The sequence below is a fragment of the Flavisolibacter nicotianae genome (genome assembly GCF_003628535.1).
GTDB classification, from domain to species: Bacteria; Bacteroidota; Bacteroidia; order Chitinophagales; family Chitinophagaceae; genus Flavisolibacter; species Flavisolibacter nicotianae.
Window position 1 is genome coordinate 562,105 of record NZ_RBCI01000002.1, and the last position, 23,559, is coordinate 585,663.

Consider the following 23,559-nt stretch of genomic DNA (forward strand, 5'->3'; position numbering starts at 1 on the left):
CGGTTAATTTTCCGTCGCAGCAAAAGCAAAAGAGCCGCTTGTCGCGGCCCACTGATCTTTTATTTGCGAACGGCCTACCCGCCATAGGTCACATCGCCGGAAAATGAATTGATCCGTGCGTCGGGTGAGGAACCATTGCGGCCAAGAGCGCTTTTGAGGTTTCCCAAATTATCGGCAAAGAGGCGCCGGCCTTTCTCGACGAGGCCATTTCTTTCTTCCGTACTCATTTTGGAAAGACGGTACAAGCCATAAGCCGCCGCCCCAGCTAACAGTAAAGATCCCAGACTGGTTTTTCGAGTCATAACCCTTTATTTTTTGTGATAAAAATTCATTACGAGGCGGAAGCCGCAGGATTCTCGGCCGCTGGTGTTGCGCCGCCCGCTTCTGCCGTTGCTTGTGTGCCGGCTTTGGCACCACCAAACAGGTTGTTAAAAAAATCTTCCACTTTGGGCATGTGCTCTTTAAAGGCATCGGTGCCCTTGCTTTTTAATTCGTTGAAATAATCCATGGCCTTGTCTTCTGCGGCCACAGCCTGGTCCTTGAGTTTGTTGGCCTTGTCCTTCAGGTTTGTGGCCAGCTTTTCTTTTTCCTCGTCAGACAGGTTCATATACTTGTAGGCGCCAAAGGCGGCAGCGGCACCGAGCAGAAAGGTTGCCAGGTGTTTGTTGTTGACACTCATAAAATATTTTTTTTGTTACGATAGGCATTCTGCTACCAATTTTGTGCCCGCCATGGCAAAAAGGTGGAACAGGAATTGAACCACGGGGGATTTCGACATGATGAACGGGATGCACAAAAAAATACTCACTCTTCTTTTTTTCGCTTCGACAGTCGGTGGGGCACAGGCGCAAAGCTATCCGCGGGGCTATTTCCGGTCGCCGCTGAATATACCCATGCAACTGGTGGCCAATTTTGGCGAGATCCGAGCCAATCACTGGCACATGGGCCTCGACATCCGCACCCAGCAACGGGAAAACCTTCCGGTCTACGCGGCGGCCGATGGCTATGTGGCCCGCATTAAAGTGGAGCCGGGTGGTTTTGGGCAGGCAATCTATATCAATCATCCCAACGGGTTTACCACGCTTTATGCCCACCTGAACCAGTTCTTTCCCGCTTTGCAGCAGGCCATCAAAGAAGAACAATACGGGCAGGAGACCTGGGCGATTGAATTGCAGTTCCCGCCGGATCGGTTCCCCGTGCACAAAGGCGAGTTGATTGCCCTGAGCGGCAATACCGGTGGTTCGGCCGGCCCCCATGTACACTTCGAGATCAGGGACACCAAGACCGAAAAGGTTCTCAATCCCCTGCTGTTTGGGTTTCCCCTGTCCGACGCGGTGCCACCTACTGTTACCAGGGTGGCCATGTACGACCGCAACAAGAGTACCTACCAGCAATCACCGCAGATTTTCAGTTTAGGAGGAATCAGGGGGCGCTCCATCAAAGTGGGGTCGGACAAGATCAGTTTTGCCATTAGCGCAACGGACCGGATCGGCGGCAGCAACAACGGCATTTATGCCGCAAAAATCTCGGTCGATGGAAAGCCTGTTTCTTCATTTGCGCTCAATAACATCGGCTATGACGAAACCCGTTACATCAATGCGCAGATCGATTATCCATTCGCGGCAAGGGGCGGCGGCCACCTGCAGCATATCTCGCCGCTGCCCGGCGCCACGGAGGTCGCTTACGATCTGCCGGGGGGTGACGGGATCATTCATCTGTCGGACAGCGAGCCGCATGCGGTGTTGATCGAGGTGCAGGATGCGAATTTCAACACCACCGGAATCCCTTTTACCGTTCAATACGATGGTGCCTTGCTGCCCGCATCGTCGAAGGCGACGGCCGAGCAGTTTTTACCGCGCAACATCAATGTGTTTGAACAGGAGAACTTCCAGGTGGTCACAACGGAGAATTCGATGTACGATGCGGTGAATGTGAGCTATTCGCAAGACTCCGGCGGCGCTGCCAACGCCGTGTCGCCGCTGCACCATTTTTTAAGTGCGGCCATCCCTGCGCACGACAGCGTGATGGTGCGCATCAAACCCTCTGTGGACATGCCCAATGCCTGGATGGACCGGATCGTGATCAAAAACGTTTCGGGCAGCAAAACCTTTGTACAAAAAGCGGTATGGCAAAAAGGATGGCTGATGGCCCGGTTCCGGCAATTTGGTACCTACCAGGCTTTTGTTGACAATGTACCGCCGAACGTGAACGGCGTAGCAGCCGATCTTTCACGGGCAAGCCGCATCGTGTTTACACCAACCGATAATTTCAATACCATCCGCCGCTTCCGCGCAGAACTGGACGGCCAGTGGCTTCGCTTTACCAACGATAAGGGAAGAACCTGGATTTACACGTTCGATGAACACTTTCCACGGGGCGAGCATCAACTGAAAGTGACGGTGGAGGATGAAGCTGGAAATGTAACCGAGCGAACCTGGAATGTGAAGCGGTAGCAACGATCGAAAAGGTGAACAGGGAAGGTAGAAGGGTAAAGGAACAAGAACTCCGAAATTGTAAATCATAAATCCGAAATTGTCATGGCCACCCATTTACAGGAAGGACAGAAGGCGCCGGCCTTTACCGGCATAGATCAAAATGGTAAGAAGATTTCTTTGGCCGATCTGAAAGGGCAAAAAGTCGTGCTCTATTTTTACCCCGAAGACGATACGCCGACTTGCACCGTGCAGGCGTGTAACCTCCGCGACAATGATGCGTTGTTGAAAAAACACGGTTTTATCGTGATTGGCGTGAGCCCCGACGATGAACAAAAGCACCAGAAGTTCAGGGAAAAATTCAACCTGCCCTTTACGCTATTAGCCGATCCCGAACACAAGATCATTGACAAATACGGCGTCTGGGGCGAGAAGAATCTGTACGGCAGAAAATACATGGGCTTACACCGCACGACCTTTGTCATCAATGAAGATGGTATAATTCAAAAGATCTTCCTGCGGCCAAAAAACAAGGCGCATGCAGAGGAGATAGTGAAGATAGCAGGATAGTTGATATTGAGATATTGGATATTGGGATATTCCTAATATCCAATATCCATCTCCTCCTCAAACCCACTCCACTTCACCTACGCCAAACCGTTCTTCCGTAGCGTGTTCTACCACCAGTTCGCCCAGCGACGATACGTCCCGGATGGCTGCATCAAAAACGCGGCTGCCCTGTTTCAGGCGAACGGTTTCATTGAGCTTGTACAGGTGCTTCCGGTACTGTTCCTTGATCTCGGAAGGCAGTTTTTCCAGCAGGTCGTAAGCTTTCTCCAGGTGCGAGCAAAGTTCTTTGGCCAGCGCCAGGGGCTCTTGGTCCCTGCCGGTGATCTGCTTCAGCGAAACGGCTTTTGTTCCAAGGTGGTCGAAATGCGTTTGATTGACATTGATGCCGATACCAACAATAGCGGCTTCCCATTTGCTACCCTTTACGATATTCTCGATCAGGATGCCGCCTGCCTTTCTGTCACGCCAAAAAAGATCGTTAGGCCATTTAACTTTTGTTTCGGGACCGGCATGAGCCGCAAAGAAATTATACACCCCAACAGCCGTAGCCATGCTGAGCAGGAATGACTGGGACAGGGCCAGGTTTACCGGCTGCAGGATGATGCTCAGGGAGATGTTTTTTCCGCCTTCGCTTTGCCACTCTTTGTTGCGCTGGCCTTTGCCCTTTGTCTGATCGTGGGCAAACACGGCCATTCCGCTTTGTGCCAACCCCGCATGCACCAATCCGGTGGCATAGTTGTTGGTGCTCTCTACCTGCTGCAGTTCTTCAAAGGGAGTTCCGATGGAATATATGAAAGACGTTTTCAACCTATTTTTGCGGCAAAGAAAAGCAGTCTTTCCTTACCTTGGCAACTGCACGAATTTTATTTGCTTAACATTTTAATTTACCTATTTGGAACCATTAGACGTACTGACGAAAAGGAAGAAGTCTCCAGCCCGGCTAACAAAAGCATCAAAAATTTATAAAACCATCATCAGGGCCATACAGGATAAAAAGGGCGAGAACATTGTCTCTCTCGACCTGCGTAAAATTCCCGAAGCTGTTGCCGACTTTTTTATCATTTGCGAAGCCAGCAACCAGCCCCAGATCCGGGCCATCTCCGACGCGGTAGAAGAAGCGGTAAAGAAAAATGTGGGAGAGATTCCCTACCGTCACGAAGGAAAGCAAAATTTGCAATGGGTGCTGATCGATTACATCAACGTCGTCGTGCATATCATGAGCTCTGAGTCCCGCAAATTTTACAAACTGGAAGAAATGTGGAGCGATGCGCCATTGGAAGAGCATAATGGCTAGCCGCTAGTTTTGTTAAATCGGAACATTTGACCGGCAAATCCGCCAAAAATTCATTACTTGCACCGTTTAGAATAAACAGAAGAAATGTCACAAGAGCCATATAAAAACGATAAAAGAAGGACCCTCCCCAAGTTCAACCGGAACACAGGAGACAATGAAAACAATTCGCCCCGCAAAGGGCCCCGTTTCAGCTTTTACTGGGTCTATGCCATCATTTTTGCCGTCCTGATCGGGCTGCAATTGTTTGGCTCGTTCAACCCCAACGCAGCACAGATCACCCAAAATGATTTTGAAGCCATGATCCGGCGCGGCGAGGTTCAGGATTATACCATCATCTCCAACCGCAACCTGGTAAAGGTGCTGCTGAAGAAAGAAACCCTTTCCGACTCAGCACGCAATGCCATCGGCAAAAACGGCATGACCAGCGAAGGACTGATTGCCACCTTCCGGATAGCCTCGGTGGAATCGTTCAAAGACGATATGCGGGATTTTTATAAATCCAATCCGCAGATTCAAAAAGTAACCGAAAAAGCCGAAGCGGAAAGCAACTGGTTTACCCCGATCCTGCAAACCATCCTTCCCTTCCTTTTGCTGATCGGCATCTGGATCCTGCTCATGCGCAAGATGAGCGGTGGTGCGGCCGGCGGTGGTGGCCCGGGTGGCATTTTCAATATCGGTAAGTCCAAGGCAACCCTGTTCGACAAAGGCACACGGGTGAACATCACCTTTGCCGATGTGGCAGGCCTTGACGAAGCCAAAGTAGAAGTGATGGAGATTGTGGACTTTCTCCGCAACCCGAAAAAATATACCTCGCTGGGCGGTAAAATCCCCAAGGGTGCCCTGCTAGTAGGCCCTCCCGGTACCGGTAAGACCCTGCTGGCAAAAGCCATGGCCGGTGAAGCCCAGGTGCCATTCTTCAGCCTGAGCGGATCTGACTTTGTGGAAATGTTTGTGGGTGTGGGCGCCAGCCGTGTTCGTGACCTCTTTAAGCAGGCAAGGGAAAAAGCACCCTGCGTGATCTTCATCGATGAAATTGACGCCATTGGCCGTGCCCGTGGAAAGAATATGATGATGAGCAACGACGAGCGGGAAAGCACGCTGAACCAGTTGCTGGTGGAAATGGATGGTTTCGGCACCGATACCGGCATTATTGTACTGGCAGCAACCAACCGTCCGGACGTGCTGGATACGGCGTTATTGCGCCCCGGCCGTTTCGACCGCCAGATCTCCATCGATAAGCCCGACGTGAAAGGCCGTGAAGCAATTTTCAAGGTTCACCTGAAGCCGATCAAGGTGTCAGAGAAAGTAGACATCCATCGTCTTGCCGAACAAACACCCGGTTTTGCCGGCGCCGACATTGCCAACGTGTGCAACGAAGCGGCCCTGATCGCGGCCCGTAAAGGCAAACAGGCGGTTGACATGAGTGACTTTCAGGACGCGGTTGACCGTGTGATTGGTGGCCTCGAGAAAAAGAATAAAATCATTTCTCCCGAAGAGAAAAAAATCATTGCCTACCACGAAGCTGGTCACGCCATTTGCGGCTGGTTCCTGGAGCATGCCTACCCGCTGCTGAAGGTGACCATCGTGCCACGTGGTACGGCAGCCCTGGGTTATGCACAATACACGCCGAAAGAACAATATCTCTACAACACCGACCAGTTGCAGGACCAGATCTGCATGACACTGGGTGGTCGCGCCTCGGAAGAAATTTTCTTTGGCAAGATTTCCACCGGTGCGCAAAACGACCTGCAGCAGATTACACGCATCGCTACGGCAATGGTCACGGTCTATGGCATGAGCAGCAAGGTCGGGAACATCAGCTATTACGATCCGCAAGCCGATAACTCTTTCCAGAAGCCGTATTCGGAAGAGACAGCCCGCATTATCGATGAAGAAGTGCGCCGCATGATCGACGAGTCGTATGATCGTACCCTGGGGCTGCTACGGGAAAAAAAGCAGGAAGTTGAAAAACTGGCAGAGGCTTTGCTTGAAAAGGAAGTGCTTTTTCAAAGCGATGTGGAAACGCTGATCGGGCCGCGTCCGTACGAAGAGAAAAAGCCGTTGGACAACGGGCTTGAAGCCCACCCGGATGGCGGCATTAGTGAAGGTGTACCGCCGTACGATCCGAACGTAACGAACCACCCTAATCACCCGGCCTCGGCATAGAAATGAACAAAGCAAGAAACAACATTCTGAATAAAATACGGATGGCGTTGGCAACCCCAACGCCATTGCCTTTTCCGCAGGCGGAAGGCCGCGAGAACCCCGTGCAGGCTTCCTCGCAGGATTTTGTCGTGGATTTTGCAGAGCAGTTTTCGGCGCTGCAGGGCAAGTTTATCTTTTGCCTCGATAAAAACGAGCTGGCGCAAAACCTGCAAAGGCTTTGCGGTCAAAACAAGTGGACAAAAATTTATTGCGGCGAGAAGCCGCTGCAGTCCTTATTGAATCCGAAAACCCTGCACAATGACATTGCGACCTGCGAAGCGTCGGTGACCAGTTGCGAAGCCCTGGTGGCCCGAACAGGAAGTATTTTGCTGAGTTCCGCCCAGCAGGGCCGTGTGCCCAGCGTGTATGCGCCGGTGCATGTGTGCATTGCTTCCACCTCGCAATTGGTGTACGATATCAAAGACGGGCTGACAAGAGTGAAAGACAAATACAAAGACGCCTTACCATCTTTGCTCACACTGGCCACTGGTCCCAGTCGCACGGCCGATATTGAAAAAACGCTGGTGGTCGGTGTGCACGGGCCAAAGGAAGTGTATTGCTTTGTGGTTGATGATGGTGCTGCATAGCGCTCCCACCATGTGACGAATTTGGTTGAAACGGATTTAGTCCTGCTGCGGAAAATGTCTCTCATTCAACAATTACAAACAAAGCGTTAGCGCAGAATCTTTTGGTGATCTCATGCAACTGCCCCCCGATAAAAAAGTTTATTTTCTCTCCGATTTTCACCTTGGCGTACCCACTCCCGGAAAAAGCCGTGAACGCGAAAAACTCATCGTGCAATTTCTCGACGAAGCGGCGAAAGATGCACACACCATCTTTTTGGTCGGCGATATGTTCGACTTCTGGTTTGAGTACAGCACTGTCGTCCCCCGCGGCTATGTGCGGCTGCTGGGCAAGCTCGCCGAATTGAGCGATGCCGGTATCCAGCTGCATTTTTTTGTGGGCAATCACGATATGTGGGTGAACAATTACCTGCAACAGGAGCTGAATATGCCGGTCTATTTCGGTCCGCAGACCTTCACCTTCAACGATTGCCGTTTTTACATTGCCCATGGCGATGGTCTTGGGCCCGGCGATCATGGCTACAAAGCGCTGAAAAAACTGTTTCGTAGCCCGGTGAGTCAATGGCTGTTTGGTGTTTTGCCACCGGCAATCGGCGTGGGAACCGCCAATTATTTCAGCCGCAAAAGCCGCAAGGCCCAGGAGCATGTCGAAGAGTCGTTTCGCGGTGAAGAAAACGAATGGCTGCTCATTTACAGCCGCGGCATTCTGCAAAAAGAGCACTACGATTTTTTGATTTTCGGTCACCGGCACCTGCCCATCGATTATCGCCTGGGCGCCGGCAGCCGTTACATTAATCTTGGTGAATGGATGAATTTTCAAACCTATGCCGTCTTCGACGGCAGCTCGCTGGAACTGCGTTCCTATACCGGCAAAAACGATAAAATCTACCGCAAGCCATGAAGTCCTTTTTCACCTTCCTCTTCCTGGTGGCTGCAACGGTTTCGTTTGCACAAAAGGACAGTTCGTTTTTGCTCGTCAGAACCTACAGCGGTGACATTGCCGCCGTAGCGATCGACAACCTGGACAACCTCTATGTTGTTTCGTCCACAGGGCAGTTGAAAAAGTTTAACAGCAGGGGCGATTCAGTCGGTGTCTTCAATGGCCTCCGTGCATACGGCAAACTCCAAACGGTTGATGTGACCAATCCCTTGCGGCTGCTGCTTTTTTACAAAGACTTTTCCACCGTGGTTATCCTGGACAGGCTGCTCGCCAGCCGTGCCAGTATCGACCTGCGGCGGCACAACGTGCTGCAGCCGGCAGCAGTTGGGCTTTCGTACGACAACAACATTTGGGTTTTCGACCAGTACGACAACAAGCTGAAAAAGCTGGACGAAAGCGGGAACCTGTTGCTGGAAACGCCGGATTTCCGGCAGCTATTTGCAAGTTCCGTGACACCGCAAAAGATCATCAGCGACAATGGCCTGGTTTACCTTGCCGACAGTGCGCAGGGCCTTTTTGTGTTTGATCATTACGGTACCTACAAACGAACCATTCCCCTCAAAAACGGTGGCGACCTGGATGTGTGGAGCGGAAAGGTAGTCCGTCTCAGCGACGGTGCCGTTCGGGTGTATAATCCTGATCTTTTTACCGAGCAAGCACGCCGGTTACCGCCTTCCTTTACGCCTTATCTACACTCGTTCACCACCGGGAATAAGCTGGTGACTTATTCGCAGGACTCACTTCGCATTTACCGGTTTGCCGACTGATCTCGATGACAATTCTGTAAGCGTGGACAGACCTCACGGGTTTTCAAAACCTGTGAGGTCTTGGCAAAGTTTCCGGAATGAAAACTGTACGGTCGCATTCACTAATTTTATCGCAAATCGGACGTGTAATGGATCGGATCTTTTGGGGCAATACGGTAGAAAATTATCTCTGGACGCTGGGTGTTATCCTCTTTGTTTTATTGCTCAATCGCCTCATCTCAAAATACCTGGCCCGGCTGATTTTCCGGCTGTTTCGCAGGCGGCTTACCGTTCATGATCCAAAGAAGTTTACCGACCTGGTTGTGCAGCCTCTCGGAATTTTTTTGGTGATCACCGTGTCGATCGTGGCGCTTTACAAACTCCATTATCCTCCACCACTGCAATTCACACTTTACAAATACCCACTGCAGCAGGTGCTGCTTTCACTGGCCATTGCTGTGCAGATCCTGGCGTTTACCTGGCTGACGCTGCGGGTCGTTGATTTTATTGCGAGCATCCTGGAGCACAAGGCCAATGAAACGCCTTCGCCCGGCGACAACCAGCTGATTGTTTTCTTCCGCGACTTTATCAAGGTGCTCATCGGCGCCATCGGTATCATGCTGATGCTGAACCAGGCGTTCAACTACGATGTGTCTTCGCTGCTGACGGGCCTGAGCATCGTGGGAGCGGCACTGGCCCTGGCCTTTCGCGAAAGCCTCGAAAACCTCATTGCATCATTCGTGATTTTTTTCGACCGTCCGTTTATGGCCGGCGATTTTGTGAAGGTGCAAAACGTGTCGGGAGTAGTAGAGCGAATCGGGCTGCGGAGCACACGTGTACGTACAGCCGATAAATCCTATGTGACGGTGCCCAACAAGCAAATGGTGGACAGTATTCTCGATAACATTTCGCGGCGGTCGCATATACGCGGTGAAATTAATTTGAACATTCACCTGCAAACCCCAACGGCCCGAATCAATGAACTGATCATCGAAATCAAAAACTTTCTTTCCACCATCCCGGAAATTCAAACGCAAACAGTCCTGTTCAACGATATCAGGATGCAGGCCTACATTGTATTCATTGAATTTTTTACGCCGCCGATCGAGTGGGCACGTTTCACCGATATCAAGCAGCGAGTCAATTTTCACATCCTGCAAACGATGGACAAACTGGAGATCAGGATTGCCTCCGAAGGGAAAGAAGCGGCTAGCGGGCCAAAGTAAAGTCGAATAGGCAATTGGCAATTAGCAAAGCGTGTACACCCTGGCCCTGACTCATTGCTTATTGCTTGCTGAACCAGCAATCACCTCCGCCAGTTCTTTTTCCGGCATGCCGATACGGCCATACTCCACTACGCGGCCGATCTCTTTGCCGTTCTTCAGTACGATGAACGTCGGAACGTTAATGATGTTGAAGGTTTCCGCCAGGTTGAAAAGGGTTTTCTTGTTGCGGTCAACACCCAGCAGCGTAATGCGGTTGGGGGAGAGGCCGGCGGCGTCGGTTGTGGCCAGGAAATTGGGAAGCAGGTGCTTGGTATCGCCGCACCAGGTACCGCCAAAAATCAAGATGCTTACGCTGTCTTTCACTGCAGCGAATTGTTTCACCACGTCGGGATTGGGTGTAAAGCTTTTCTGTCCTTCTGCAAACCAGCTGAACGCCGTATCGGTTACGAGGTCTTTGCGGCTGATGAATCCTTTCAGCACTTTTATACCGCTGTTGTCGCGGCTGATCTCAACCGCCGGCTGTGCATATACTGAAGAGAGCGAAAAGAAGGCAATGATGCAGAGGAGAATCGTTTTCATGTTTTTCCTTGTCCTTCAAAAATAAACGCAATCAGAGAGACGGGTGTTAAAGAGATGCTACAAATTCAAAAAGAAGGACATCCGTAGCCATTTCGGAATTTCCAAACGACGATCTGGAAAACCAATCGGCGGATCCCGAAGGCCGTCAGCCCTGAAAAAAACAAGCATGAAATCTTGTTGCAATGCAGCAGTGTCCTGCCAAATTTCTTTGAACCGAACCACTCCAAACTTCTTCTATCTTCGCCCCTATGTGGAAGTCCATTGCCATTGCTGTACTGCGGTTTAAATATGTCCTGCTTTTCCTCCTTGCGCTGCTCACGGCCTTTTTGGGCTACGAGGCCAGCAAGGTGAAACTGGGCTATGAATTTGCCAAAGCCATTCCCACCGACAATCCCAAGTATCTTGCCTTCGAACGCTTCAAGCAAACCTTTGGCGACAACGGTGGACTGATGGTGCTGGCCGTGCAGACCGACCGGTTTTTCGACTCGGCTTTCTTCAATGATTTTGTCCAGTTGCAACGCGACCTGAAAAAGGTCAACGGGATCGAAGGTATTCTTTCCGCGCCGTCGGCGGTGAAACTGGTCCGGGCCGAAGACGCCGAAAAGCTGCAGGCACTTCCCCTTTTCCCGGACTCCGTGCTGGCGCAGGCGCAAATCGACAGCGGCAAAGCTGCCCTGCTGAACATTCCTTTTTACCGGGGTTTGTTATACAACCTGCAAACGCAGACATGGATGATGGCCGTTACGGTCGACAACAAGTTGTTCAACACACCGGAACGCAGCCGTGTGATCGACAGTGTGCTTCGCCTGTGTACGGATTTTGAAAACAAACATCACATCCAGCTACACAGGAGCGGGCTGCCGCTGATCCGCACCATCCTGAGCGACCGGATCAAAAACGAAATGAAATTCTTCCTCATTGGATCCGTGGTGCTCTCTGCACTCATTCTCCTCCTGTTTTTCCGTTCGGTGAGTGCGATGCTGCTTTCGCTGGCCGTGGTGGGCATTGGTGTGGTCTGGAGCGTAGGCTTTTTGCAGTTGATGGGATACAAGATCTCGATCCTGACGGCGTTGATTCCGCCGCTGGTGGTGGTGATCGGGATTCCCAACTGTATTTATTTCCTGAACAAGTTTCATACAAGCTACCGCGAAACCGGCGACAAGCGGGAAGCGATCATTACGATGATCAGCAAGATGGGGATCGTAACCCTGTTTTGCAATATTGCAGCAGCCATCGGTTTTGCCGTGTTTGCGCTGACAAAAAGCGCCATCCTGAAAGAATTCGGTGCCGTTGCCGGTGTCAATATTTTGGCCCTTTTCTTTATTTCTCTATTGCTGATCCCGGCGGTGTTAAGCATGCTGCCCGCACCAAAGCCACGTCACATGAAGTACCTCGAAAGTGCCCGCCTGCAGCGATGGCTGGCCAGGGTGGAAAGGTGGTCGCTTCATCACCAGGCACTCATTTTTGGAATCACGGCGGTCGTACTGGTGGTTTCCATTATCGGTATCACACGGTTGAAAAGTGTGGGATACATCGTGGATGATGTGCCCAAGAACGATAAGATCTACACCGACCTGAAATTTTTCGAAGAAAATTTTGGTGGTGTCATGCCGCTGGAAGTGGTGGTGAACACGAAGAAGAAATACGGTGTGACCCGCAGCCTGCAAAACCTTGTAAAGATCGACTCGCTGGTGCAATTCCTTGCGTCGAAAAAATATATCGGCAAGCCGCTTACATTGACCGAAGGATTAAAGTTTGCCAAGCAGGCCTTTTTCGAAGGCGACAGTACGTTTTACATCATGCCCGGTGAAAACGACCTGCTGGCACTGCGGCCCTACCTCTCGCAAAACACCGACAGCACTACAGCCACCACCGACTCGGCAAAGCGGAAACAAAGCTTTACCCGGCTGGTGTCTTCATTCATGGACAAAGACCGGCAGCAGGCCCGTATTTCTGTTACGATGAAAGATGTGGGATCGGAGCGACTGCCTTCCATTCTCGACAGCATTCAAATCCGGGCCGAAGAGATTTTTAACCGCGACAGCATTGACGCATTAACAGCAAGTGCGGCAGTGAAGGCCGAACACAAAGATGACTCGCTGTGGAGCAAGCGAAAGGTCGATGTGGAGCTGACCGGCGGCTCCGTGACCTTCCTCGAAGGCACACGGTTTATCATCAATGGCCTGAAGGAAAGTATTCTCTGGGCGTTTCTGCTGATTGCCCTGTGCATGCTCTATCTTTTCCGCTCGTTCCGGATCCTGCTTTGCTCACTCATCCCCAATGTCATTCCCCTGATCATTACCGCAGGCATCATGGGTTGGGCAGGCGTGCCGCTCAAACCGTCTACCGTACTCGTTTTCAGTGTTGCATTAGGTATCGCCATCGACATTACGATTCGCTTTCTGGTGAATTACAAGCAACAGTTGAAAGGAAACGAATCAAACGTACAGAAAACGGTTATTGAAACCATCTACTCCACCGGCTTAAGCATTGTATACACCTCTATCGTTCTCATTGCCGGCTTTGTTATCTTTTGCTTTAGTGGCTTTGGCGGCACACAGGCGCTGGGCTGGTTGACATCCGTTACACTGGTCACGGCAACCGTTGCCAACCTGGTGTTGTTACCGGCTTTGCTGCTGCGGGTTTTCAAAGGGCGCCAAAAGTCGTAGAACCTTTCTTGCGACTTCTTTGTTCCGCTTGTGTTGCTGCCCTGAACCCGGCTGCAGGGGACAGGCTTTGTCCGTCTGGTTGCTGGGGTGCCTGCCGGTCCGTTGAAAAATTTTATCGGCGGGACGTTTGAAAAAGGCATTTGGAAAATGTCCGGCGTGCATGCAGCTTTTTGCCTGAATTTGGAGACTAATTAATTCACCCGCACAATGTTGTGCGACTTTTTAACCATTAACTCCTAAACATGAGAAGAACTCTAACACTCATGCTAGTCATGCTGTTTCTCAGTTCGCAGCTACTGGCACAAAATCGAACCATTACAGGTAAAATCACAGATGTCGCCGGCCTTCCTATTGCAGGAGCTTCTGTCCAGGTCAGGGGCACCAATTTGGGCACGGTGACCGGCGCGGATGGCTCTTATAGCATCAGTGTGCCGTCCAATGCCAATACACTGGTGGTTACCGGGTCGCAGCTTATGCGGCAGGAGGTGGGCCTCAGTGCCAATCAAACAACCGTAAATATCACCATGCAGGCTGCCGAACGAAGCCTGCAGGAAGTGGTGGTAACCGGCTATGCCGTACAACGGCGGAGAGAGGTAACGGGGTCGGTTGACCGTATTTCAGCACGAGAGATCGAGAACCTGCCCATCACCAGTCCCGACCAGGCCTTGCAGGGACGTGCGGCAGGGGTAACGGTAACCAACAACTCCGGTACCCCCGGTTCATCCATCAACGTAAACATTCGCGGCATCGGCTCCATCTCTGCCAGCAGCCAGCCGCTTTATATCGTGGATGGCATTCCGATCAACACCGGCAGCTTTTCGCAGGTCGGTGTGGGAGGGCAAACGCTGAACAGTCTCGTGGACATCAACCCGAATGAAATCGAGTCGTTTGAAGTGCTGAAAGATGCGGCAGCCACCGCTGTTTACGGGGCCCGTGCTGCGAATGGTGTGGTGTTGATCACCACGAAGAGAGGCCGCAACCAACGCACAAAGATCAACGTTAGTTCCTCGTACGGGATTCAAAAAGCCTGGCGGAGAATTGAGACGATCACGGGACCGGAATATGTTGCGTTGGTGCAGGAAGGCGTCCGGAATCGCTTTGGAGCATCCATTGTGCCTTCGCAACTGGGGCTGACCGGGCTGGATGCTGATCCCAGCACGTATCCGACAACGAACTGGCAGGACCTGATCTTCCGTTCGGCACCCATTGCGCAGCACGACATCTCCGCACAGGGCGGCAACGAACGAACCCGGTTTTACGTCGGTGGCGGTTATTTCGAGCAGCAGGGCATTATCATTGGTTCTTCCTTCCGCCGCTACAACTTCCGTATCAATCTTGACAACAATGTAACCGATAAATTCAAGATCAGTACCGGCTTCTCTGGAAGCCGTACACGTACAAGCCGTACCAATAACGACAACAACATTTATGGCGTATTGAGTACGGCTGTCTTAAATGGGTCGTATTACTCTCCCTTCAATCCCGATGGGACGTATGTCAGGGACCCGAATTCGTCGATCGAGAATCCGCTTTTGTCCGGCAACGAGATTTACAACAATGCCAACAACAACCGGATACTGGGTAACCTTGCAGGTGAATACCAGATCCTGCCATCGCTCTCCTTCCGCACCACGTTGGGTGTTGATTACACGCAGCTCAACGAACTTCAGTTTTTCCCTTCTATTTCGGCAGCCGGTGCAGGCACCAATGGCCAGGCTAACGAAGGCTACAACAATGTGCTGAACCTGATCAACGAGAACATTTTGAATTTTACTAAAAGTTTCGGCAGTCATAACCTGACACTGATCGGCGTAGCGTCTTACCAGAAAAACCGGTTTGAATCCATCTTTGGCCAGGCCCTGCAGTTTCCCGGCAACAGCATCCGCCGCCTGTCTGCCGGTTCAACCAAAAGCATCCTGACATCGGATGAAAACAGCCAAGGCATCATTGGTTATGTGGGCCGTGCCAACTACAATTACAAGGGCCGGTATCTTTTCAGTGCTTCTGTACGCAGGGATGGCATCTCCAACTTTGGTGAAAACAAGCGCTATGGTACATTCCCCGCTTTCTCTGCGGGCTGGGTTCTTGGCGACGAGGACTTCATGAAAGGCATCCGTCCGCTTACCAACCTGAAAATCCGTGGCTCTTATGGTATCACCGGTAATGCCATCGGTATTGGGTTGTTTGCTTCCCGTCCGTTGGTGGGTGTGGGAGCAAACTATCTTTCGTCTGCACCGGGTCTTGCTCCTTCGCAATTAGGGAATCCCAACCTGAGCTGGGAAGAAGCCCGCCAGGCCGATCTTGCGCTGGAAGTGGGCTTGTTCAACCGCATCAACCTGACGGTGGAAGGGTATAAAAAGAATACAAACAAACTCCTGCTGGCCAGGCCCCTGGTTGGTTCTTCCGGTTTTACGACGGTAACGGAAAATGTGGGTGAACTGGAAAATATGGGACTGGAGTTCCAGTTGAATACGAGGAACATTGCCAAGAAAGATTTTACCTGGACTACGGATCTTAACCTCACCTTCCAGCAGAACATCGTGAAGAAACTGCAGGGCGGCACGCCCTTCGCAGCCGGTTTTGCCAGTTGGGTGCAGGAAGGCGAATCCATTGGATCGTTCCGCGGCTATAAGGTGGCGGGTATTTTCCAAACGCAGGACGAGATCAATGCGGCCCCCTTTCAAAATTCGAATACCCGTCCGGGTGATATCCGCTTTGTCGACATCAACGGCGACAACAAGATTACCACGGACGACCAGACAATCCTGGGCAACGCCATTCCGAAATTTTTTGGTGGCCTGACAAACAACCTGTCCTACAAGGGTTTTGAGCTGAACGCCTTTATCCAGTTCGTTTCCGGCAACAAGATCTACAACAACACCCGTGCCTTCAGCGAAGGCATGAACAGCGTGTTTGGACAAACGGTTGGTGTAAGAGACCGCTGGCAGCCCAGCAAAACCAGCACCACTGTGCCAAGAGCCGTATTTGGCGACCCGGCCAATAACCGTCGTGTGTCGGACCGCTGGGTGGAGGATGGTTCGTACCTGCGCCTGAAGAATGTGGTGCTTTCGTATGGCCTGCCGGCAGCGGTTACCAACCGGCTGCATGTAAGCACGTTCCGGGTGTTTGTACAAGGACAAAACCTGGTTACCCGCACGAAGTACAAAGGCTTTGATCCGGAGGTGAGCACCTTCTCTACGACGAACACGGCACCGGGAACCGATTTCCTCACTTTTCCGCAGGCACGGACGATCACCTTTGGATTGAACCTTGGTTTTTAAACCCTTTAAATGTTTACAATGAGCTTAAAAAATAAATGGACAGGAATGTTATTGGTAGCTGCTCTGTTGGGCACCAGTTCCTGTAAAAAACTGCTGGAACAGCAGCCCGGATCAGCCCTTGACGCGACAACAGCTTTTAATACGCCGACGGCCGTAGCAGCCGGTGTGGCCGGTATTTATAATGGCCTGCAAAGTGGCAACTATTATGGTCTTCGCTACTGGGCGCTGGCAGACTTGTACGCCGATGTGTTGCGGCATACAGGGACCTTCCCTTCGTTTGCTGAAGTTGCCAACCGGAACATCCTCTCGAATAATGTGGAGGTGACCAACATGTGGAACCAGATCTATGCAACGGTCAACCGGGCCAACAACATCATTGCGGCGATACCGAAAGTGACCGATCCGAGTTTTACCAACAAAGCCGTCCTCGATGGGGAGGCTCGCTTTGCCAGGGCGTTGGCCTACTTCGATCTGGTTCGCCTGTGGGGTGGCTCTACAACCGGTTACAACAAAGCCGGCGGCTTGGGAGTGCCTTTGTTCCTGGAGCCTACGCTGGTACCGGAAAATGCGGCGCCGAAACCACGGGCAACCGAGCAGCAGGTGTATACGCAAATTGCAAGTGACCTGGATGTTGCCATTGCCAACCTGCCGGCGGGGCTGCGTACGGGCCGTCCTGGCGTGGATGCGGCACTGGGCCTCAAAGCCCGTCTGGAACTGTACCGCGGCAATAATGCCGAAGCGGAAAACCTGGCGACACAGGTCATTGACAAATACAAAGGCAACACGGCTTTTGGCGGTCTTGCACCCAACTATGCCGATCTGTGGCTGACGCAAAACGTGAAGCCCGAAAGCATTTTTGAATTGCAATACGATGCAACGAACACCAACTCCATCGCCTTCTTTTATTTTACCGGTGCCTACGGTGGCCGCAACGAAATCACGGCTGCCACCACGTTAAAAGGAGTGCACGAAGCCGGTGATAAACGCCTGCCGGTAAACGTGACCACGGCTTCTACACTGGCGCCGGCCAACAAGACGCTGAAGTATACACGGGTGGCCGGGACAGACAATGTCATCATTCTCCGTCTTGCCGAATTGTACCTTATCCGGGCGGAGGCGAGGGCCAAACTGGGAGCTGACCTGGCTGGCGCAAAAGCCGATGTGGATGTGATTCGTGCACGGGCCGGGCTGGCACCCACAACGGCAGCGACGCAGGATGAGTTGCTGGCCGCGATCGAGCAGGAAAACCTCGTGGAGTTTGCGCACGAAGGACATCGCTTCTTTGATTTGCGCCGCAACAACCGCGAAGATGCCGTGCTGGGTTTCACCGGTCCGAACGAATTCAAGGCCCGCTGGCCCATCCCGCAGCGGGAACAACAGACCAGCGGTAACGTGGTAGAACAAAACCCTGGCTATTAAAGCCCGGAATTCGACTCCCGAAAAAGCGCTCTGCAAACCAGGGCGCTTTTTTTTACGTAACGCCTACGTGAAAACACCTATAGATTAACGATATAGTTTATATGGGAAAATATAAAGGAAAAAAAATCGTCTTCCCGTGCAACCAAACCTTAAATTTTTTCGCCTTTTTTTATTTCTACCCCTAAATTCGCAACGCTAATTTTTAAGCACCACCAAAAAACTGGATACACGAACATGAGAAGTCGAGAAAAGAAACTGTGTCAGCGACAGGCTGTTTTACATTACTGCTCCCATCACTGCATTCTGCATCTTTAAATCGTTTATTCGTTATCCAATCCATTCACCACGCCCTATCCAATTTACGGATCCTCCATTTTAAACATGATTGACCAATCAGCTTTCCACCTGATGGATACATCTTTTATCCCTTTTTAAACACAAAAAACAAACATGAGAAGATTTCTAATGCTTATGCTTGGAATGTTGCTGCTTAGTTCACAACTCCTCGCACAAACCCGCACCATTACGGGTAAAGTAACAGATGCAAGCGGTGCTCCGATCGCCGGCGCTTCTGTGCAAATCAAAGGAACAAGTGTAGGAACGGTCACCAGTACCGACGGTTCGTACACCATTTCTGTTCCGGCCAATGCAAAATCTCTGGTGTTCAGCGGCGCTGACCTGGAACAAAGAGAAATCAGCATCGGCAGCCAAAACTCCATTTCTGTTTCCATGCAGTCCAATGAAAAGAGCATGCAGGAAGTAGTGGTAGTCGGTTACGGTACAAAGTCGGTACGTGAAGTCACCGGCTCCATTGCAAAAGTGGGTGGAGACAAGATCGCCAACGAACCTGTGAGCAGCTTTTCGCAAGCCCTGGCAGGTAAAACCGCTGGTGTGCAAGTCAACCTGTCAACCGGTTTACTGGCCGACAGAACGGCTATCCGTATTCGTGGAGTGAACTCCATTTCATCGTCTTCGCAGCCGCTGGTTGTGATTGATGGTGTTCCTGCTTTTAGCGGTAACCTCAATGGATTCAACGGCGGAAACGGAACACGTTTCGACCCGCTTTCGTTGATCAACCCCAACGACATTGAGTCGGTAGAGGTGTTGAAAGATGCCGGTGCTGCCGCCATCTATGGTTCTAGAGCGTCGAATGGTGTTTTGTTGATCACAACAAAGAAAGGAAAGAAAGGTACCATGCAGGTGAGCTTCGACTCCAAAACAAGTTGGGCTACTGCAACCAAACTTCCCAGCCTGTTGAACGGTGATGAGTTTATTGCCATTTCAAATGAAAAAACGACCAACCGCTGGGGTGTTAGTAACCCTTCGTTTGCTACGCCGGCAAAAAACAGCGATATCAACGGCGATGGTGCGAACGACCGCACAAACTGGAATGACCTGCTGTACAGAACCGGTTTGATGACCGACAACAGCGTTGCCTTCCGTGGTGGTGCTGACAAAATTTCTGTTTACGGTTCGTTGCGTTATCTGAACCAGGAAGGCATCACACTGAAGAACAAAATTCAAAGCGGACAGGCTCGCCTGAACCTGGACGTTACTCCGAAGACCTGGTTCAAGGCCGGTTTGCAAATGACCTATAGCAAAACCCTGAACAACGGTGTTTTGTCTGATTCGTATGTCACCGGTACAACCGTATCCGGCTGGATGGCCCCTCCGACTGTTTCGGTCTACAACCCGGCGAACATCACCGGTTACAACCTGACATCAGCCGGCCTGTTGTCATTGGGTAACAACACGCCGTTGCAACCCGGTGGTGGTTCTTTGTTGCCAAGCACGGCCTACTACTACAACGTGCTGGCTGCGTTGAATCTGAACCGCAACGACAACACCGCGACTGATACAAGGATCAATGTGTATGGCGAACTGACACCGATCAAAGGATTGAAGCTCACGAGCCGTTTCGGTACCGTGTACATTTCGAACTTTGAAGACCAGTACAACTCTCCATATATTGCCGGATTGGGTGTTCCGTATGGTGGCCTGGTGCAAGACCAGGAGCAAAACAACAACCTGTGGAACTGGCAGAACTACGCCAGCTACGACAAGATGATTGGTGGTGGTCACAAGATCTCCGTAACGGCTGGTACTGAATACCAGAAAAGAACCTTCCGTTATTATTATGTTGGTGCCAACAACTTCAGTGATCCTTTCTTTAAAGACATCATTGATGGTGCGTATACCAATACACTGCCCGGAAGTTCTACAATCCTCAACCTGACGGGTGGCGACAATAGCTCAAACGGCTTTATCTCTTACTTTGGCCGTCTTGGCTATTCTTATGCCGGTAAATATTTTGTTGAAGGCTCATTCAGAAGAGACGGTTATTCTGCCTTTGGTAAGAAAAACCAGTTTGGTAACTTCCCTGGCGTGTCTGCTGGTTGGGAAGCGACAAGAGAAAGCTTCTTCCCCAAAACAACCTGGCTGGATTACCTGAAGATCAGGGGCGGCTGGGGTAAAACCGGTAACTCAGCAGGCCTGGGCAACTATGCTTCCAGAACCTTGTACAGTGGTGCTGCGTATACCAGCTTAACGGGTTTGGGCATCTCTCAGGCGGGTAATGCCAGCTTGCAATGGGAAAGCTCAGAAAAGACCAACATCGGATTTGATGCAAACTTCCTGAAAAATAAAGTTTCGTTGACTGCCGACTACTTTAGCACCAACATCAACAATTTGATTTTGGCCGCTCCCATTCTGTATACCGTTGGTGTACCGGGATCCAGCATCTCCACAAACATTGGTGGCATGACCAACAAAGGTCTTGAGTTGACGTTGAACGTAACACCGGTTTCAACCAGGGATTTCAACTGGACGACTTCGTTGAACTATACAACCATCACGAACAAAGTGACCGGACTGGTTCCGCAAAATGGCAACGCCGATATCACCTCGGGTGTACAGGTAGCCAGTGTTGGTAAAGCGATCGGTACCTACAAACTGCCGGTATGGGCTGGCGTTGATCGTGCTACAGGAAACCCGATGTGGTATTCTGGCACTGGTGCGATCAAAATGTGGGATTTCGCAACGCAGAAATGGCTGGATGACAAAGGGCAGCAAACAACAGCCCTGTCGTCTACTAGCGACTACGTTTATCTCGATGGAAAAACCGGTTTGCCAAAATGGTATGGCGGTTGGGACAACACCTTTACGTTCCAGGATTTTGATTTGAACGTTAACATCATCTACCAGGGCGGCAACTACATCCTGAACAGCACAAAAGCCGGTATGCTGACAAACTTCTTCAGCAATAACTTCAGCGAGATTAAAAACCGTTGGACAACACCGGGCCAGATCACTGAGGTGCCGAAACTGTGGGCTTCCGACAATACAGCCAACCAGTCTTCCACACGTTTCCTCGAGAAAGGTGACTTTGCAAGAGTGAGAACGATCACACTGGGTTATAACCTGAACAGGAGCCTGCTGAACAAATGGGGTCTTTCAAGAGTAAGAGTCTATGCGCAGGCTTTCAATCCTTTTACCATTACCAAGTACAGCGGATTGGATCCTGATGTGAACTACAACTCTTTCAGCAACATCGCCATTGGTACAGACAACAGGGCTACACCTCCTATGAAAACCATGACGGTGGGTGTGAACGTAACATTCTAATTAGTTAACTCATTATAAGGACGATAAGTTATGAAATTGAAAACGATAAAAATTGCTGCACTGGCGCTCCTTCTTTCAGGAAGCTTTGCAGCCTGTAAAAAAGACTCCTTGTTTCAGGAGCCGACAGATGCCATCTCCGATGCGGATGCGTACAGCACGGCTGCCCGGATTGATAAAGCCGCTATTGGTATGTACGATGCATTGCAGAATGCTAACTATTTCAGCGGCCGTATTTTGATCTATGCCGACCAAAGAGGATTGGATGCTACGCCAAGTACGTATTTTGGTACGATGGGTAGCTTTACAACCCTGACTTCTTCCGATGGAACGGTTGCTTCTGCCTGGCAGGGTGCATACCGCACGATTTACACAGCGAATCTTTTCCTGAAAAGTTATGCAGCCAACAAAGGTTTGCTGACCCAGGCAAAGGCCGATCAGTACGAAGGAGAAGCCAAGTTCATCCGCGCCATTTGTTATTGGTACCTGGTGAATCTCTGGTCACAGGATTACAATTTCACAGCCGATGCCAGCCACCCCGGCGTTCCCCTGGTACTGGATGCTTCTGACGAGCCGTTCTCTTCTTCCAACAACCTGCCAAGGGCGACGGTAAAACAGGTGTACGCACAGATGGAAACCGATCTGCTGGATGCAGAAGCTAAACTGCCCCTGACTTCATCTGACGCTTTCACTAAAGTTGCTCGTGCAACCAAAGGTGCTGCAAGAGCTATGCTCACACGCCTGTACCTGTACAAAGGCGACTATGCCAAAACAGTGACCTATGCTGATGCGGTGATTAACTCGAACCTGTATTCGCTGAATGCAGATCCGAAGACAACGTTCACAGATCCATACACCAGCAACGAGTCTATTTTCTCGGTAGCGATGAGCGGTGGTGATAATCCGAACACAAACAACTCTCTTGGCCAGCACTACGGTACCAATCCCGGAAGAGGTGATATCTCGGTAACATCGGATTATGTTGCCCTGATGAATACGGCTACTGACAAACGTTACCTGAACCTGATCAAACAATACCAGGGATCGTACTGGACAACAAAGTACTCAGGCCTGACGACGGATTTTGTACCGGTTGTCCGTTATGCTGAAGTGCTGTTGAACAAAGCTGAAGCTTTGGCAAGAATGGCAACTGGTGTGGATGCAACTGCACTGGCACTGGTACAGCAAGTAAGAAGCCGTTCCAACGGTGGTCTGCTTGTGGTAACCACCAAGCAGGAATTGATCGATGCCATCATCAAAGAAAAACGAATTGAGCTGGCTTTCGAAGGTTTCGGTATCACGGAATTCAACCGTTTACACCTTGACCTGCCGGCACACGGTATCGTAAACGCGATTCCTTACGGCAGCAACCTGCGTGTATTCCCGCTTCCGAAATACGATATGGACAAAAATCCAAATCTGGTTCAGAACCCGGGCTATTAATCGGATCACAAACTCATGGAAAGGCTGCCTTCGGGTAGCCTTTCTTATTTGACATGATCTGGAACGTTGGTTTATCATAAAGCAACCGGGCAGGTATGAGCCGATGGTAGTTGACAGATAACAACCAGGAGGAGGGCTGCTTATCTCGAAGATCGATTGTGTTGTCCCAGATGACGGTTTGGAATAAAAAAACCCGAGGTTCCAGCGTCTCTTGAGAGGAAAACAGGCTTGCTTAAACTCCCTGTTTCGTTTGTGAAAAATAAAAGACTGTTAGCCGACGGTCTTTTTTAATAAATCAATGGATAGCCATTTGATCTTTTTATGCAGGATTTTTCGGCCATAACTATTTTTTTGATTCAAAAGGTTGCCGTCTACCGAAATGTCGATGTTGAAAAAAGATGTATAAAAGAAGACCACTGAATCGAGAGACATTAAATAATTGCCTATGTAAGGAGAGTGCGTTTTCTTTTTACAGTCTTTTGCACTGTGCGCCGTGAATGGTAGTGAACAGTGCCCAATATTTTCGATTGTTATTGTTGAACGGATCAAT

General features: G+C 50.7%; 17 protein-coding genes. 13 read left to right on the forward strand and 4 right to left on the reverse strand.

Annotated features, from left to right (window positions below; genetic code table 11):
* Nucleotides 1-74: 74 nt before the first annotated feature.
* Both D6024_RS07530 and D6024_RS07535 read right to left on the reverse strand, forming a co-directional pair.
* Nucleotides 75-302, reverse strand: a complete 228-nt coding sequence (locus tag D6024_RS07530) for a hypothetical protein (RefSeq protein ID WP_121353965.1) — start codon at nt 300-302, stop codon at nt 75-77.
* Between the two features lie 29 nt (nt 303-331).
* The gene (locus D6024_RS07535) at nt 332-679 is read right to left on the reverse strand and encodes a hypothetical protein (protein WP_121353966.1); all 348 of its coding nucleotides are present in this window, start codon (nt 677-679) and stop codon (nt 332-334) included.
* 97 nt (nt 680-776) lie between these two features.
* On the opposite strand from D6024_RS07535, the gene D6024_RS07540 reads away from it, so the two are divergent.
* Nucleotides 777-2,453, forward strand: a complete 1,677-nt coding sequence (locus tag D6024_RS07540; protein ID WP_121353967.1) for a peptidoglycan DD-metalloendopeptidase family protein — start codon at nt 777-779, stop codon at nt 2,451-2,453.
* 84 nt (nt 2,454-2,537) lie between these two features.
* The gene (bcp, locus tag D6024_RS07545; RefSeq protein WP_121353968.1) at nt 2,538-3,002 is read left to right on the forward strand and encodes a thioredoxin-dependent thiol peroxidase; all 465 of its coding nucleotides are present in this window, start codon (nt 2,538-2,540) and stop codon (nt 3,000-3,002) included.
* 57 nt (nt 3,003-3,059) lie between these two features.
* Here bcp and D6024_RS07550 read toward each other — a convergent pair whose 3' ends face one another.
* Nucleotides 3,060-3,809 (reverse strand): biotin--[acetyl-CoA-carboxylase] ligase, encoded by a 750-nt coding sequence (locus tag D6024_RS07550; protein WP_121353969.1) that lies wholly within the window; start codon nt 3,807-3,809, stop codon nt 3,060-3,062.
* Nucleotides 3,810-3,894: 85 nt separating this feature from the next.
* Between D6024_RS07550 and rsfS the strand changes: the two genes are divergently transcribed.
* The 6 genes from rsfS to D6024_RS07580 all read left to right on the forward strand — a co-directional run bounded on the left by rsfS (nt 3,895) and on the right by D6024_RS07580 (nt 9,997).
* Nucleotides 3,895-4,296: a ribosome silencing factor gene (gene rsfS, locus D6024_RS07555; protein WP_121353970.1), complete on the forward strand. Its 402-nt coding sequence runs from the start codon at nt 3,895-3,897 to the stop codon at nt 4,294-4,296.
* A gap of 84 nt (nt 4,297-4,380) precedes the next feature.
* Complete coding sequence (gene ftsH / locus D6024_RS07560) at nt 4,381-6,462, forward strand: ATP-dependent zinc metalloprotease FtsH (protein WP_121353971.1); 2,082 nt, start codon at nt 4,381-4,383, stop codon at nt 6,460-6,462.
* Nucleotides 6,463-6,464: 2 nt separating this feature from the next.
* Nucleotides 6,465-7,088, forward strand: a complete 624-nt coding sequence (locus D6024_RS07565; RefSeq protein ID WP_240409983.1) for a LutC/YkgG family protein — start codon at nt 6,465-6,467, stop codon at nt 7,086-7,088.
* 112 nt (nt 7,089-7,200) lie between these two features.
* Complete coding sequence (locus tag D6024_RS07570) at nt 7,201-7,986, forward strand: UDP-2,3-diacylglucosamine diphosphatase (RefSeq protein ID WP_121353973.1); 786 nt, start codon at nt 7,201-7,203, stop codon at nt 7,984-7,986.
* Nucleotides 7,983-8,792 carry an NHL repeat-containing protein gene (locus D6024_RS07575; protein WP_121353974.1) on the forward strand — a complete coding sequence of 270 codons (810 nt, stop codon included), beginning with the start codon at nt 7,983-7,985 and terminating at the stop codon, nt 8,790-8,792. Before D6024_RS07570 ends, D6024_RS07575 begins: the two co-directional genes overlap by 4 nt.
* Before the next feature lie 128 nt (nt 8,793-8,920).
* The gene (locus tag D6024_RS07580; protein WP_162944616.1) at nt 8,921-9,997 is read left to right on the forward strand and encodes a mechanosensitive ion channel family protein; all 1,077 of its coding nucleotides are present in this window, start codon (nt 8,921-8,923) and stop codon (nt 9,995-9,997) included.
* 51 nt (nt 9,998-10,048) lie between these two features.
* On the opposite strand, the gene D6024_RS07585 is transcribed toward D6024_RS07580, so the two are convergent.
* Nucleotides 10,049-10,576, reverse strand: coding sequence for a thioredoxin family protein (locus tag D6024_RS07585; RefSeq protein ID WP_121353976.1), 528 nt, complete (start codon nt 10,574-10,576; stop codon nt 10,049-10,051).
* 248 nt (nt 10,577-10,824) lie between these two features.
* Between D6024_RS07585 and D6024_RS07590 the strand changes: the two genes are divergently transcribed.
* The 5 genes from D6024_RS07590 (at nt 10,825) to D6024_RS07615 (ending at nt 23,009) form a co-directional block, all read left to right on the forward strand.
* Nucleotides 10,825-13,245, forward strand: a complete 2,421-nt coding sequence (locus D6024_RS07590) for an efflux RND transporter permease subunit (protein ID WP_121353977.1) — start codon at nt 10,825-10,827, stop codon at nt 13,243-13,245.
* 242 nt (nt 13,246-13,487) lie between these two features.
* The gene (locus tag D6024_RS07600) at nt 13,488-16,526 is read left to right on the forward strand and encodes a SusC/RagA family TonB-linked outer membrane protein (protein ID WP_121353979.1); all 3,039 of its coding nucleotides are present in this window, start codon (nt 13,488-13,490) and stop codon (nt 16,524-16,526) included.
* Between the two features lie 18 nt (nt 16,527-16,544).
* Nucleotides 16,545-17,945, forward strand: a complete 1,401-nt coding sequence (locus D6024_RS07605; protein ID WP_162944617.1) for a RagB/SusD family nutrient uptake outer membrane protein — start codon at nt 16,545-16,547, stop codon at nt 17,943-17,945.
* A gap of 450 nt (nt 17,946-18,395) precedes the next feature.
* Nucleotides 18,396-21,569, forward strand: a complete 3,174-nt coding sequence (locus D6024_RS07610) for a SusC/RagA family TonB-linked outer membrane protein (protein WP_121353981.1) — start codon at nt 18,396-18,398, stop codon at nt 21,567-21,569.
* A gap of 36 nt (nt 21,570-21,605) precedes the next feature.
* Nucleotides 21,606-23,009 (forward strand): RagB/SusD family nutrient uptake outer membrane protein, encoded by a 1,404-nt coding sequence (locus D6024_RS07615; RefSeq protein ID WP_162944618.1) that lies wholly within the window; start codon nt 21,606-21,608, stop codon nt 23,007-23,009.
* The last annotated feature ends 550 nt before the right edge of the window (nt 23,010-23,559 follow it).

Excerpts from the sequence above, each read along its gene's own strand:
- D6024_RS07575 (WP_121353974.1), top strand. The coding sequence starts at position 7,983 with ATGAAGTCCTTTTTCACCTTCCTCTTCCTGGTGGCTGCAACGGTTTCG.
- D6024_RS07580 (WP_162944616.1), top strand. The coding sequence starts at position 8,921 with ATGGATCGGATCTTTTGGGGCAATACGGTAGAAAATTATCTCTGGACG.
- D6024_RS07600 (WP_121353979.1), top strand. The coding sequence starts at position 13,488 with ATGAGAAGAACTCTAACACTCATGCTAGTCATGCTGTTTCTCAGTTCG.
- D6024_RS07565 (WP_240409983.1), top strand. The coding sequence starts at position 6,465 with ATGAACAAAGCAAGAAACAACATTCTGAATAAAATACGGATGGCGTTG.
- D6024_RS07610 (WP_121353981.1), top strand. The coding sequence starts at position 18,396 with ATGAGAAGATTTCTAATGCTTATGCTTGGAATGTTGCTGCTTAGTTCA.
- D6024_RS07535 (WP_121353966.1), bottom strand. The coding sequence starts at position 679 with ATGAGTGTCAACAACAAACACCTGGCAACCTTTCTGCTCGGTGCCGCT.
- bcp (WP_121353968.1), top strand. The coding sequence starts at position 2,538 with ATGGCCACCCATTTACAGGAAGGACAGAAGGCGCCGGCCTTTACCGGC.
- D6024_RS07585 (WP_121353976.1), bottom strand. The coding sequence starts at position 10,576 with ATGAAAACGATTCTCCTCTGCATCATTGCCTTCTTTTCGCTCTCTTCA.
- D6024_RS07605 (WP_162944617.1), top strand. The coding sequence starts at position 16,545 with ATGAGCTTAAAAAATAAATGGACAGGAATGTTATTGGTAGCTGCTCTG.
- D6024_RS07590 (WP_121353977.1), top strand. The coding sequence starts at position 10,825 with ATGTGGAAGTCCATTGCCATTGCTGTACTGCGGTTTAAATATGTCCTG.
- D6024_RS07540 (WP_121353967.1), top strand. The coding sequence starts at position 777 with ATGATGAACGGGATGCACAAAAAAATACTCACTCTTCTTTTTTTCGCT.
- D6024_RS07530 (WP_121353965.1), bottom strand. The coding sequence starts at position 302 with ATGACTCGAAAAACCAGTCTGGGATCTTTACTGTTAGCTGGGGCGGCG.
- D6024_RS07570 (WP_121353973.1), top strand. The coding sequence starts at position 7,201 with ATGCAACTGCCCCCCGATAAAAAAGTTTATTTTCTCTCCGATTTTCAC.
- ftsH (WP_121353971.1), top strand. The coding sequence starts at position 4,381 with ATGTCACAAGAGCCATATAAAAACGATAAAAGAAGGACCCTCCCCAAG.